This window comes from Bacillus sp. LJBS17, from assembly GCF_019334685.1.
GTDB classification, from domain to species: domain Bacteria; phylum Bacillota; class Bacilli; order Bacillales; family Bacillaceae; genus Bacillus; species Bacillus subtilis.
Map to the genome: position 1 here is coordinate 2,086,767 of NZ_CP079759.1, position 15,553 is coordinate 2,102,319.

Annotated in this window: 2 protein-coding genes; both read right to left on the reverse strand. The window is 45.7% G+C overall.

What is annotated here, in order from left to right; all coding sequences use genetic code 11:
- Nucleotides 1–12 precede the first annotated feature (12 nt).
- Nucleotides 13–7,695 (reverse strand): plipastatin non-ribosomal peptide synthetase PpsB, encoded by a 7,683-nt coding sequence (gene ppsB, locus KXZ66_RS10635; RefSeq protein ID WP_151870211.1) that lies wholly within the window; start codon nt 7,693–7,695, stop codon nt 13–15.
- Between the two features lie 24 nt (nt 7,696–7,719).
- Nucleotides 7,720–15,405: a plipastatin non-ribosomal peptide synthetase PpsA gene (gene ppsA, locus KXZ66_RS10640; protein WP_167568134.1), complete on the reverse strand. Its 7,686-nt coding sequence runs from the start codon at nt 15,403–15,405 to the stop codon at nt 7,720–7,722.
- Nucleotides 15,406–15,553 lie beyond the last annotated feature (148 nt).

The window sequence follows — 15,553 nt, forward strand, 5'->3', positions numbered from 1 at the left end:
GAATCTCCTCTCCTATAGTTTGTTGACGGCTCCCATGATCTCACTCAATTCATCAAGCGTTAAGTCTTCATCAGTGAAATCAGATGCGCTCCACTCTCGGTTTTCTTTGCCGGTACAATGCTCAATGATGTTTTCCAGAGTCTGTTTAAAATGCCTGGAAAATGTTTGGATTGTTTTTTCCTCAAATTGAACCCTGTTATAGATGATGTGCATGTTCAGGCACCCCGAAGAAACGGCGCCGCTGATATCCAGTGCATAAGGACGCTCCCAGTTCGGGCTGATCTCATTTCCTGGCTTGATGTCAGACACCTCAAAGGCATTTGATTGAATATCCTGATCAAACTGGCCTAAATAATTAAAGCTGATTTCTGGGCTGTTTTTCTGAGAGCCCCATCTTTTGCTGATATATTTCAGCACGCCGTAGCCCGCGCCTTTATGCGGTATACGGTGCAGCATATCTTTTGTCTGTTTAATAAGGTGGCCCAGCCGCTCTTCTTTGTCCTTATGATCGGAATCTCTCATATCAAGCCACACAGGATAAATAGAGGTGAACCAGCCAACAGTTCTGCTAATATCGATGTCCTCAAGATATGATTCCCTTCCGTGGCCCTCCATGCTGATTTTAAATTGGTTATTTCCCGTCCATTTCTGCAAAGCAAGACCTAAAGCTGTCAGAAGGATATCATTCATCTCCGTGCTGTAAGCTTTATGTGCAGCCGTTAGTAGTAATTCTGTGTGATGGCGAGATAGCTCAAAATCAATCACTTCTGTATCTTTGAATGTGTTAGATGCTGCGTCATTGTCTTTTGGAATAGGCTGGATGTGACGGCTCTCGCACTCATCCCAGTACGCTGCTTCGCGCTGCACCTGGCGGCTTTTAGAGTAGTCAGCTATTCTTTGTGAATACGTTAAATATGAATCTGTTTTTTGCGGCAGTTTAATAGATTCTCCTGAGACTGCCTGTTTGTAAGCAGCTGAAAAATCCTCGAACAAAATGCGCCAGGAAACCGCATCAATAACTAAGTGATGAATCGTCAGAAATAAATGGTCACCATTCTCGGTTCTAAACAATCCAGCGTGAAGTAAGGGGCCGGTTTCCAAACGAATATGTTCTTGCATCCGGCTGGCTGCTTCCTCAATCGTGTACCGTGCTTCTGTTAGGCTATCCTTTACATCAAACAGTTCAAGTGCATATAGCTCCTCATCTGAAAGATCTATTCCTCTGTTTATCTGCACCTGCCTGCCATCTTCATGCCGGCATACGATTCTCAGTGCATCATGATGAGTCACAAGGCTTTTTAGTACTTTTCTAAGCGCAGCCTCATCAAATCGTTCAGCCCGGTAGATCATAACGGACTGGTTAAAATGATGGCTTTCCAGAGATTGCGAGAAAAACCACTGCTGGATAGGTGTCCAAGTAATCTCGCCTTCGACCGGGCCTTGGTCAATGGCGCGTACGTCTTTTCGAACCCGGGCGGACAGTTCACCAAGAGTCTGATGTTCAAACATCTCACGTACTGTCGTTTCAAATCCGCGCTGCTTCAGTCTGGCACAAACCTGCAGCGCTTTAATAGAGTCTCCGCCAAGCTCAAAGAAATTGGCGCTTACACCCAGCTCATCTACATTAAGAAGATCCTCCCAAATTTCAGCCATCACCGTTTCAATCTCATTTCTAGGACTGATATCATCAGCTGTATAAGCGTGTTTTTCAGGCTCTGGCAGGGCTTTCTGATCGAGCTTTCCATTAACAGTCACCGGGATGCTGTCAATTTGTATCATACGGGCAGGCAGCATAAAGTCAGGCAAGGCGTTTTTTAGGGAAGCCCGGATGTCTGATATATTCGCAGCCTGTTGATCTTTTATCACCATATATGCATATATAGCTGTTTGCCCTCGCTCGTCTGCTCTGGTAATGACAGCCGCCTCTTTAATCATTGGATACTGAAGAAGTGCCGCTTGGATTTCGCCTAACTCAATACGGTGCCCTCTGACTTTCACCTGCTCATCAATGCGGCCTAAGTATTCCAGCTCGCCATTTGACAGGCGCTTAGCAAGATCTCCTGTTCGGTATAATCTGTCTCCCGGAAGATAAGGATTGGATACAAAACGGTCAGCGGTCAGCTCATCTCTGTTGAGATATCCCCGTGCCACACCTTCTCCGCCTATATACAGCTCCCCTGGAACTCCGATCGGCTGCAGGTTCATATGGGCATCCATCACATGAGCATGCAGAGTAGAAAGCGGCCGTCCGATATTGCTTTTATTTTTTGCAATGTCTGCTGCGGACAATTTTTTGAATGTTACATGGACCGTTGTTTCTGTAATACCGTACATATTAATCAAATCAGTATGAGGATATTTTTCATTCCAGCTTTGAAGCAATCCGGGCTGTAAGGCTTCGCCGCCAAAAATCACATAGCGGATGTTTAAATGATCTGTATGATTTTGGTCTTCAAGCATCAAGCCGTAAAAAGCAGTCGGGGTCTGATTGAGTACAGTGACGCGCTCTTTTTTTAACAATAAACGGAATGCATGGGGGTCACGGGCTGTTTCTTTAGAGACCACGACTAATGTGCCTCCGTTCAATAACGCACCGAACATCTCCCATACAGAGAAATCAAAGCAATAAGAATGAAATAACGTCCAGATGTCTTCATGGTTAAATTCAAAAGGCAGGTTTTGATGCTTCAAGAGACTGATCACATTGCAGTGCTCGACAATGACTCCCTTTGGCTGGCCAGTCGTTCCAGATGTGTATATCACGTATGCGGGCTGATCTGTTACTATTTCTTGAATGTTTACATCAGCCGGAATTGAGTCGTTTTCACATTCATCGATATACAAAATATGCCCATTGTAGTCAGCAGGTTTGTTTTGACCACGCTCTGTCAGCAGCCGTTTTGCCCCGCTGTCATTGAGCATAAAGCTAATACGCTCCTTGGGATATTCAGGATCAATCGGCAAATAGGCCCCGCCAGCTTTTAAAATCGATAAAACGCCAATGATCATATCAGGTGACCGATCGAGCATCAGACCGACGATATCGCCAGTTCTCACCCCTTGTTTGATCAGCATAGCAGCTGCCCGCTCGGTTTTTTCATTCAGGTCTCCATACGTAAGCTGAGAATGGCCGCACACCACTGCGATATGCTCCGGATATTTAGCGGCTTGCTTTTCAAATAAGCTTACTATGTTTTCATTTCTCGGATAAGCCGCATACTGTCCCATTTTTTCAAGGAGCAACCTACGCTCTGCAGCAGGAAGCAATTGCATGTCCGAAATTCTCATCTCGGTATCCGCCGTTACCCCTTTCACCAATTCAATAAAATAGGATGCCCACTGCGTAATGGTTTCTTCTTCAAAAAGAGCAGTGCTGTATTCAAAACGGCAGCGTATTCCACTCGGATGCTCCTCAGCGTGTAATGTTAAATCGAATTTAGATATATCATGTTTAGGAGTGACAGACGAAATCGACAGACCAGGCACTTCGAACCGGAAATCTTCACTGCTTTGAAGCACAAGCATCGCATCGAACAGCGGGTTGCGATTTACCTCTCGATTTGTATCGAGCTTATCTGCCAGCTCCTCAAAAGGATAATCCTGATGCTCGTAAGCGGTCAGAGCCAGGTGGCGAATGTCCTGCAAATAGGAGCTGAACGTTTTGTGGCCCTCGGGCTTGCTGCGCATCGCCAATGTATTGACGAACATCCCGATGACGCGCTCCAGATCAGCGTGCGGTCTTCCGGCAGCAGGCGAACCGACAACAATATCCTCTTGCCCGCTTAGCTTAGATAACAAAATAGAATAGACAGCCAGAAGAATCATATACAATGTTGTTCCCGTTTCAGCCATTAAACGGTGCAGTTCATCAGCCATGTCTTTATCAATGTTGACTTCAATTGTTCCACCGCTGAAATCAGGGAGACGCGGCCTTGTTTTATCAAGCGGTAATTCTAGTGTAGGAAGACTCCCGCCAAGCTGACCGAGCCAGTAGGCCTCCTGTTTTTTGTATAGCTCTTTCGGGTGCTTCTCTTGCTGCCAAACAGCAAAATCCTTATAATGCAGGTTTAAAGCTGGCAACTCTTTTCCGCAATATAAGTCAGTAAATTCTTGGACAAGAGTGCTCATCGAGACACCGTCGGCAATAATATGGTGCATATCGAGCAGCAAAAAGCCGCGATTATTGCCCATTGTAATGACACATGCTCTAAAAAGCGGACCGGATGATAGATCAAACGGTTTGATAAAGGTCTCGATTGCAGACTCAAGCATTTGTTCTGATTCCATTTCAAGCTCTTTTAGATCAAAAGCTATCTCTGGGTAAATGATCTGCACAGGCTCGTCTCTGTCAAGCACAAAAACAGTCCGTAATGCTTCATGCCGATTCACAAGTTCTGTGAGAACGCTTCTCAACCGCTGGCGATTCAGACTTCCGCGTAATTCAAGTACAGCTGGCATGTTATAACCTGTGCTGTCATCTGCCAGCTGATGAAGAGCATATAATCGTTTTTGCGAGAAAGACAGCGGATAGACATCTCTTTGATCCGCAGGTTCAATCTGTGTAAAAGCGTGTTCTTTTAAGCTCATCAATTTGACCGCCATGCTTTCAACCGTCGGATAAGAAAACACCTCACTGAGCGGCAGCTCGACATTAAGCTTTTTATGTATTCTTGATACCAGTGCGGCCGCTTTTAAGGACTGTCCGCCTAACTGAAAGAAATCATCACGAATGCCGATTTGCTGTTTATTCAGCACATCTTCCCAAATATGTGCGAGATCAGCTTCGATTAAGGTTCGGGGCGCCATATATGTGACATTCGTATTGTTTTCTGGTTCAGGAAGCGCAAACCTGTCAAGCTTGCCGCTGGATGTTAATGGCATCCGGCTGATGTTGATAATACTTGCTGGGATCATATAGGACGGCAATGTCCCGGCAAGATGCTGATACAAATCTGGGAGGCTGTTTCCCTTTTCTGGAACGATAAAAGCAACAAGCTCCTTTTCCTCAGCAGAAACATCACGGGCCAGTACCGCGGCTTCCTTTACCCCCGGTGCTTGTCGAAGAACTGTTTCAATCTCTCTCAGTTCAATACGGTACCCCCTAATTTTTACTTGATCATCAAAACGTCCAATATATTCAATCGTTCCATCAGGCAAAAAGCGGCCTGCATCACCTGTTCGGTATAAACGCTCTCCTTCAAGGAATGGATGATCAGAGAATGCTTTCTGTGTCAGCTCTTGCTGTTTGTAGTATCCTCTCGCAAGACCCGCGCCGGAAATACACAGTTCACCCGCCGCGCCGATCGGCTGCATTTGATTTCCGTGCAAAACAAATACTTTTGTGTTTCTGATCGGGTGTCCGATCGTGATCCTCTCTTTTTCATTCAGATGCCGCAATATTGTTGTTGCCACACTGTTTTCTGTGGGCCCGTATTCATTTGCCAGTTCTGCAGAAGGACAAATCATTTGACTCAACTCAAGTAGATCAGGCGTGACCGCTTCACCCGCAAATGTCACAATACGAAGACTTTTTGCATCGTCAGCAGTCATCACTTCCAATAACACCCTGTACAGGGAAGGAACAATGATCATGTGGCTGACCTTATAACGAGCTATTTTTCGCTTAAGGGCCAGCACATCCTTCGCTTCGTCATCTGTTGTCAGCAGTACGCACGCACCAGATAAAAGCGGGGTAAATAAGCTCGTTACACAGCCGTCAAACACGTACGAAAACAAATGGAGGGATATATCCTGTACGGTCATGCCATACTCTTCCCGTCTCCATTGCAATGTATTGGCAATACCGTGATGATCAACTAAAACCCCTTTAGGGCGCCCCGTCGTTCCCGACGTATAGATCAAGTAGGCTAGGTCACCTGGCGGCATATTTGGCGCTTCTGTTTGGTAACTTTCTGTATGTTCTATCGTTATCGTATTTCCTTCATAGGACGGAGGGATCAAGGAAATAAGGTCTTCTTCTATCAGCAATTGAGCCGCTTGACTGTCCTTCAGCAGGAAAGAAAGGCGTTCTTCTGGAAAATGTGGATCAAGCGGCATATAAGCGCCGCCTGCTTTCCAAATCCCAAGCAAAGCTGCAGGCATTTCCATTGACCGGTTCATCATCACAGCCACGATATCTCCAGATCCAACGCCTTTTTCTATCAGGGCGTGCGCAATCTGATTAGCTCTTATATTTAATTGGCGATAGGTCCAGCAATCGTCTCCCATTTTTAATGCAGCCGCTTCAGGTGTTTTGCGGGCTTGTTCCTCGAACAATTGGGATATCGTTTTGTTCACATAAGGACGCTCAGTTTCGTTAAACAATTGGATAACCTGTTTCTCCTCCGGCGGGACGATATTGATGTCACTGACGGCAACATCGGGATTTGTCAAAATGCAATCCAGTGCTTGCTTTAGATGCCCCTGAATCCTCAGCATCTCCTCCCGCTCGTAAACGTCTGCGTTGTAGCTGAATTTGATATAAAATGATTCTCCCGGAACGATAACGATATTAAAGTCGTAATTGGTTTGTTCCGACATTGAAATGTCACTCAGCTTCAGAGCGCCTTCGTCATTTGCACTCTCCACGCTTAATGCCTGATGAAGCTGTACAGGGTAATTTTCAAAAACAAAAATATGATCGATCAACCCTTGCTTCAATGGACTATGGTTTTGAATTTCATAAAGCGGATAATACCCATGCTGTTCAGATGATAAAATATCCTCCTGCACGGCTTTGACCAGCGAAGAAAACGTTATGCCTTCCGCAGATCGGATTCGCACTGGAACAGTATTGATAAACAAGCCGACCATTGATTCAATCCCGTCAATCGCTGACGGGCGTCCCGAAATGACGGAGCCAAAAACGGCATCATCTGCAGCATTATATCGATGGAGCAGCACGCCCCAAATACTCATAAACAGCGTGTTTAATGTCACTCCCCAGTTTTGGGCAGCCTCTGTCAGTTTCTCAACCATATCCGGCGCTAATGAAAAGCTGACCTGGGCGGCTTTATAATCCCCCTCTGCCGTGCGGCGCCTTATTCGGGGAATAGAAGCAGTATTGCCGTACTCCTTCAAATATTCGCTCCAGTAGGCAGCAGTCTCTTCTTGATCTTGTTCTCCGAGCCATTCAATATAACGGCTGTACGGCACCGTGCTGCCAAGCTGTACAGGTGAGTTATTTTTGAGCGAATCATACATGCTGAAAAACTCTTTAAGAATAATGCCGAGACACCACCCATCCATGATGATATGGTGATGTGTCCAGACACATGTATATTGGCTGTCTCCTCTATCAAAAAGGGCAAGACGCATTAAAGGATCTTTTTGCAAATCAAATCCTTTTTCCCGATCCTTAGTCATAAAAGCATCCATCAGCGCCTGCTGTTCTTGATCAGCCAGGCGAGAAATATCTTCTCTATATACTGTCAATTCCCGGTTTGATAAGACTACCTGCTGCGGACCTGTAAGATCTGGTACTTCTTTAATGAAAATCGTTCTGAAAATATCATATCTAGAAACAAGAAGGTTTAAGCTCTTTTGAAACGAGTCGACGCATAGATTCCCTGTGATCGTAAACGAGGTCTGTTCGATATATGCTTTCGAGCTGAAATCCATTAGTGAATGAAACAGCATTCCTTCCTGCATGTGCGATAACGGATAAATATCTTGAATTTGTGCCGATTGTGCCATCAATTCCACACACCTTTTCAAAAGTTAAAGATCTTTCACGAGATCTTCGATGCTAGATAATGCAGACAACGTTAATTCCTTATTGCTGAAATCGCTCAGTGTTTTTTCGCGTGCTTTTTTCTGCGAACAATGCTCAATCGTCTCGATAAGATGCCTGTGAAAACGATCCATAAAGCACTCAATTGAGTGCTTGCTGAACACCTGGGTGTATACCGCTTTTACTTGAAGCCGTCCGTCCGTAATGAGAGCATTGATGTCCAGCTCATACTCTCGTTCTCTCTCACCCGCTATTTCGTGACGGGGCTGGTAATATGATAATTCAAACGTATCAGCTTCCTTCTCTTCGCTAAATTGACCGAGATAATTAAAGCTGACCTCAGGCTCTTTATGCCGCAGTTCTCCTATGTGTGTTAACAATCCATATCCAGTTCCTTTGTTCGGTACTCTTCTCAGCATATCTTTTGTCGTCTTAATTCGGTATGCGAGCTGATCCTCGAAAGGCTCGGGAATACCCATGTCTAGCAGAATAGGATAAATGGAAGTAAACCATCCAACTGTCCTTGAAATATCAATGTTTGGCACATGCCCTTCTCTACCGTGTCCCTCAGTGCTGATCACGATTTGGTCATGCCCAGTCCATTCAGAAAGCGCCATTCCTAAAGCCGTAAGCAAAAGTTCGTTGGCATCAGTACCATAGGCTTGCTGGGTTTCAAACTGCAATTTTTCAGTCCAGTCCCCGGATAGTACAAACGCTGCTGCGTCGCTGTTCTTTTGGAGTCTGTCCGGCACATTTTCTATGTCCTTAGGAAGAAAAGCAGTGTGAGCGTCTAAAATCGTTTGCCAATACGTTTTCTCTGAATGCAATTGTTTACTTTCAGCTATTTGGGTAAGACCATCGGCGTAGGATAAATAAGAATCCGTTTTTGGCGGTAATTGGATTTCTTTCTTTTCTAAAGACTGTTGATATGCTGCAGCTAAATCCTCAAGCAGAATTCTCCAAGAAACGCCATCTATCACAAGATGATGAAGTGCAATCAGCAAATGATCCCATTCTGCCGTTTTAAACAAACCTGCTTGCAGCAAAGGCCCTTTTTCTACATTCATTTTGCTTTGAATGACGGTTTCCTCAGCGGCAAGTTTTTCATCAAGGTGAGCCCTTTCCAGCGATGCTTTTGTCCAATCTGAAATATAAAGGCCAAACAGTTCATGATCCTTGTGATTGATTCCGCGATTAAACTGAATGACATGGCCGTTTTGGTCACGTTGGAAAATCATGCGAATGGCATCATGATGCTCGGTTATTTTACGCAGCGCTAGATGAAGCGCGTTAGCATTGATTCCTTTTTCACTGAAAAGCATGACGGACTGGTTGTAATGATAGTGAAAAGCATGTACCTGTCCGAAAAATCTTCGCTGAATCGGGGTGAGTTCAGCTTCACCTTCCGCAGGTCCCTGGTCCGCTTGAGATGCCAATGGTGTGATATGTCCGCATAGTTCCTGAATCGTTGAATAACGGAATAAGTCGCGTATTGTCATGCTCCAGCCTTCAGCTGCCAGACGTGCTGCCACTTGTAATGCTTTAATTGAGTCTCCGCCAAGCTCAAAAAAGGAATCGTGAATGCCGACTCGTGACATGCTCAGTACATCTTCCCATATATACGCCATCGTTTTTTGTATGTCGTTAACTGGTGCGGTATATGGACGCGATAACAAATTATTTGGAGCCGGCAAGGCATTTCTGTCCAGCTTTCCGTTTAGGGTTAGCGGCATGTTTTCTAAAGGAATCAGATGTGCAGGAATCATATACGCTGGCAGCTCCTTTGTTAAAGCAGCACGGAGAGCATTCGTATTGACGTCTGAAGGCACAATATATGCTGCCAAACCAGCCTGTCCATTCTTATCATGCTGAACGGCAACAGCAGCTTCTCTGACAAGCCCCGTTTGAAGCAGAACACTTTCAATTTCTTCTGTTTCAATTCTGTATCCATTTATCTTTACTTGATAATCCATTCGGCCAAGAAGCCGGATCGTTCCGTTTGGAAGCCAGCATGCTCGATCACCGGTTCTGTACAGCCTTTCTCCAGAGACAAATGGATTTTCTGTAAATTTCATTTGCGTTAAGTCAGGTTTATGATGATAGCCTTTCGCAACACCTGCCCCGCCGATGCACAGCTCGCCGGCAACGCCGATCGGCTGAATTTGATCAGTCTGGCTGAGTACGTACATACGTACATTCGGCAGCGGGCTGCCGATTGGTACGTTATCGCCCGTACACTCTCCACTCATACTTGTTTCATAAAAGCTCGAATCAATGGTTGCCTCTGTGACACCATAGCTATTGATGATGCGCATGCTTTGACCAAAGCGGTCTGTCAATGTTTTGAAATCTTGAGCTTTCACCATGTCGGAACCAAGAATCAGTATGTCTAAGTCAGGGAGCTTGAACTGGTTACGGTATACATACTCCATCATCGGGATAATGAGAGCCGGTGTCGACTCCATCACCGTGATTCTCTGAGAGTTCATGATTTTATATATTTCAGCAGGTTCCAGCCGTGTTTCATCTGGGCAAACGATTAGAGTCCCGCCGTTGGTCAATGTTCTCGCCAAATCTCCTGAGAAGACATCGAATGAAAAGCTCGCGATTTGAAGCAGTCTGACAGGCTTCCGATCCAGTTCATAAATTTGACGCCAAGCAAGAGCAGCATGAGTAAAGTTCTGATAGGTGACAATAACACCTTTAGGCGCACCCGTCGTTCCTGACGTATAAATGATATATACCGGCTCTTCAGGAGCAGGAGATAAGTTAAGGTTGCAGTTACTTTCTTCATAAGTGCTTTCATCGTCAAGGCAGATATGAGACATCTCAGATTCAGGCAAGTTTGAAATCAAATGCTTCAATTCCTGCTGTGAAAGTAGAATATCTGCTCCGCTATCACGAAGAATATATTCAATACGGGCTTTTGGATAATGTGAATCGATTGGGATATACACTCCGCCAGCTTTCATCACTGCCAGCACTCCAACAATTGCATCAACTGACCGCTTGGCTAAAACAGCCACAGTTGGCTTCGGTCCTTTTCTGTTTTGCAATGTTCGTGCCAGACGATTGGCTCTTTCATTTAGAAGCCGATAGCTAATCTCTGTTTCGTTATCAATAACAGCTATATGTTCTGGAATTTCTTCAGCTTTCGCTTCAAATATGCGATGAAAAGGAACATCTTTTTGAGCAAATTCAACCTGAGTTTTGTTAAATCCAAAGACTATTTTTTGTTTTTCTTTATCACTAAGTATGTTTATTTGTGCAAGGCTTGTTTCAGGAGTTGAAAGTGCCTCATGCAGAAATTCGATAAAATGATCAGCCCAGCGTTCAATCGTAGCTTTCAGGAATACTTCTGTACTAAATTCCATTTCGCAGCAAATAGATCCATTTATTTCAGTAGCTATTAATGTGATATCAAATAAAGATATGTGATGTGCGAAATTGGCAGGCCGGACTTTTATTTCTCTCAGATCTATGTCTTGTTTTTCCACATTTTGAAGGATAAACATCGCATCAAACACTGGGTTCCGGCTCATATCCCGTGTCAATTCAAGCTTATCGACAAGCTCTTCGAACGGGTAATCCTGGTGCTCAAAGGCTTCCAATGCTGTCTCACGCACTTCCTGCAAATACTGTACGAATGGCTTCCTGCCCTCCGGGCGTGTCCGAAGCGCCAGCGTGTTCACAAACATGCCGAGTATCGGCTCAAGATCCTTGTGCGGACGGCCGGCAATTGGCGAGCCGACGATGATATCCTCCTGTCCGCTTAAGCGTGACAAGAACGCGGTGTAAGCCGCAAGGAGCACCATGTACAGTGTGCTTCCGTTTTCTCGTGCCAGCTTGTGAAGGCCTGATGCAACCTCTTGATCCAGCGTAAATGAGACCTTGTCACCCGCGAAGCTTCGCACCGGCGGGCGGGCATGATCAGCCGGAAGATCCAGCACAGGCAGCTCGCCCTCGAGCTGCTTCAGCCAGTACGCCTCCTGCGTTTTGTACGCATCTCCTGTTTTAAATCCTTCTTGCCATACGGCATAATCTTTATATTGAATGCGCAGTGCCGGAAGCTTCCGATTATTGTACAGCTCGCCGAATTCCCGAATCAGAATGTTGACGGAAACACCGTCTGAAATGATGTGATGCATATCAACCAGCAACAGGTGCCGCTCATCTGATATCTTTACGATTTGGGCACGGAACAGCGGCGCTTGGCTGAGATCAAACGGTTTGATAAATGCGGCTGCGGCCTCCTGTTCGGTTCGTTCGCCGAGAACTGTAGTCTGTAACGTAAACGGCACCTCGTCATGGATGCGCTGCACCGGATCGCCTCCTGCGTCCTGTTCGAAGGAGGTACGAAGCGACTCGTGGCGCTTGATCAGCTCTTTGAAAGCTCTGTCCATCCTTTCAGGGTTGAGCTTCCCTTCGAGCTCTAACACAGCCGGCATATTGTAGCCTGTCCCTCCGTCCTCCAGCTGCTGAAGGACATAAATCCGCTTTTGGGCAGAGGAAACCGGATAGGTTTCCTGTTTTTCAGTGGGCTTAATCGCTTCATATGGACTGTCCGTTCCTTCACGGATAACGGTAGCCAGTCCTTCTACCGTCGGATGGGCAAACACATCTTTTAGCGGCACCTGTACATCGAATTCTTTGGCGATCCGTGAGACAAGCGCTGTTGCTTTTAAGGAATGCCCCCCGCGGTCAAAAAAGTTATCGTGAATCCCGACAGGGCCATTTTTCAGCACGTCCTCCCACAGCTGAGAAAGCTTCATCTCAGTCACGTTTCTCGGCGCCGTGTAGGTCTCCGCATCTGCCGCTCCGCCAGGAGCTGGCAGGGCGTTTCGGTCGAGCTTTCCGCTTGGTGTAACCGGCCACTGTTCCATTTCTATCATATAGGCTGGGACCATGTAGCCCGGCAACAGGCTCTCAAGCTGCGCTCGGACTTCGTTTCTTTGGAGCCCTTCTACATAAGCGCATAATTCCGGCTCGCCGCTGTCTGTCCGTACGGTAACGGCCGCCTCTCTTACACCTTCTATACTTCTTAGTGCCGCTTCAATTTCTCCCGGTTCAATCCGGTAGCCGCGAATTTTCACCTGATCATCCAACCGTCCCAGGAATTCAATATTCCCGTCAGGGAGCCAGCGCGCCACATCTCCTGTTTTGTACATACGTTCACCCGGGTAAAACGGGTCTTCTAGAAAACGCTCCTCCGTTAATGCCGGCCGATTCAAATAACCTCTGGCAACACCCGCTCCGGCAATGTATAGTTCGCCGGCGACACCGGAAGGCTGTACGGCTAAATGCGGATCTAAAACATACAAACGCGCACCAGGTACGGGCTTCCCAATCGGAATCCGCAAACGGTCTCTGTCCCGTTCTGGATCCAATACGTAAAATGCCGCGTCTACCGTTGCTTCTGTCGGCCCGTAGCCATGGATTAATGATACCTGCGGCAATACAGAAGCAAAACGGGCTGCCGTACGCGGCGCAAGCGGTTCACCTCCGGCGAATACACGCTTTAGGTTTGTCCCGTCACCAAGCGCTAACATTTCTGCTTGATCCAGAAAGCTATTCAGCATAGCCGGAATAAAATGAGCCGTTGTCACTTTTTCCTGAGTAATGGCTTTTACGATCAATGCGGAGTCTTTTTCCCAGCCGGGCGGAAGCAGATACGCCGAAGCACCGGAAAGAGCCCACCAAAACAGCTGCCACACAGACGCATCAAAGGAAAAAGAGGTTTTCACCATGACAATGTCATCTTCTGAAAGCGGAAACTGGTGCTGCATGCCGGTCAGAAAGGAAACAGCCTGACGGTGCTCAACGGCCACTCCTTTCGGCTGCCCGGTAGAGCCCGATGTATAGATGACATAGGCGAGAGAACCGCCGTCAGCAGGAGTAAACAGATGGTTTTCTGCTTTTTCGCTCGCAAGAGATGTCATGTCCACTTCAAGCGTTTCTCCGGAAAAGTTCGGTGCGGAGCATCCCGGCTGTGTCAGCAAGAGCGATGCCCCGCTGTCTTTCAGCATGTAGCTCAGCCGCTCCTTTGGATACGCAGGATCAAGCGGCAAATACGCCCCTCCGGCCTTCAATACAGCAAGGACAGCGATCAGCATGTCAGGTGAGCGTTCAGACAGGACACCGACGATACTTTCGTTTGTGACGCCACGTGCCGCAAGGTGCGCAGCCAGCCGGCTGGCGTACATATCAAGCTCAGCGTATGTCAGCGAACCGCCTGAAAAGCGAATGGCCAGCCGCTCCGGTGTGAAAGCTGCCTGTCGCTCAAACAGCCCATGCAGGGTGAAAGCTTTAGGCGAAACAGCTTCCGTCTTGTTAAACTCATACAACAATTTTTGCTTTTCTCTTGTATTCGTCATATCTAATTCTCTTATAAAGCTGTGCGGATGTTGAAGGGCGTTTTCCAGTATGGTAAGCAGATGAGATTGTATTCGTTTAATATCCTCAAGAGAAAACAAGGTATTTTGATAGTCGAAATTTAATTGAATGGTTCCATTGTCTATCCGTTCTTGTATTTGAACTGAAAGCTCGTTCGCGGTGTATCCGCTGAAATAAAGCGCTGTTTCATAGTCAAAATCATCTGCATTATGCCACTGAAGTGGCTGATACTGCATAGATATACCGATAAGGTTGTGTAAATCCTTCTGTTCATTTCTTAATTCATTTACAAGCAAATTATAAGGAAACCGTTGATGACGCATAACAGAAAGCTGTTCCCTGCCTATTGTGCGGACAAAGGAAAGAAAATCTGTGTCAGGATCAACCGTTATTCTGATTGGAAGAGAACTAACGAACATGCCGAGCATTTCTTTTTCAGCCTTTGACCCTCTGTTGCCATAGTAGGTGCCAATGGCAAGATCTTTTTTAGAAGTGATTCGGCTAATGCATATGTAAAATGAAGCCATAAATAAGGAAATGATATTGATCTTGTGTTCTTCGCAGAAGTTTCGAATCGTTTGCTCTAGATCAGGTGAAAGAATGATGGTGTCTCTGGATGCAGATGTGCTCTGTTTTTGTAAGGACGTCTGGTCGGCTAACGAGTGGTATTCCAACGGGTGCTCAAAGGTTTGTGTCCAAAATAAACGGTCCTTTGCAAACCGCGGAGATTGTAGATATTGACTCTCTTTTTCGATGTAACTCAAGTAAGAAGGTTCCGGCTGATCAGGTAAAGGATCTTTCTTTTTCATTTTTTGATAAAGATCTATAATTTGATTTCCCATCACATTTAAAGAGATTCCATCCATTATGATATGATGGAATTTCGCAAATAGCCAAACTTCATGAGAGTCAATTCTAAGGAGGTAAAATTGATAAAGAGGCGAGTTGAACAGTTTAAATGGAATGCTCGCTTGATCCTGAATCCATTGCTCTATTTCTATCATTTCAACATTTGAAAAATCAATTATTCTAAGTGGATAATATTTATATTCAGTAAGGTGCAATCGCGGCTCAAGCTCTTCTCCTTCTAACAGCTGAAATCTAATGGCGTCGTTGCGGGAGATGGAATGATTCAGCGCTCCCTCGAGAGTATGAAGCTCAATATTGCCTTTGAATTTCACACAGGCTGTGAGATTGCAAATGCTGGTATCTGGCTCCAGCAGTTCAGTAAACCACACTCTCCTTTGGGCATGGGTTAAAGAATAAGTATGTTCGCTCAACGGATTCCCTCCAGTTCTCATAATAAGAGGATAAGAAAAAGTAGAAAAAAGCAGAAAAATGTCAATAAAAGAAATTATATGACTATATAATCCATATATGCACTATATTAACGGATATTTTTTAAAGTACAATAAAAAACATTAAATT

Excerpts from the sequence above, each read along its gene's own strand:
- ppsB (WP_151870211.1), bottom strand. The coding sequence starts at position 7,695 with ATGGCACAATCGGCACAAATTCAAGATATTTATCCGTTATCGCACATG.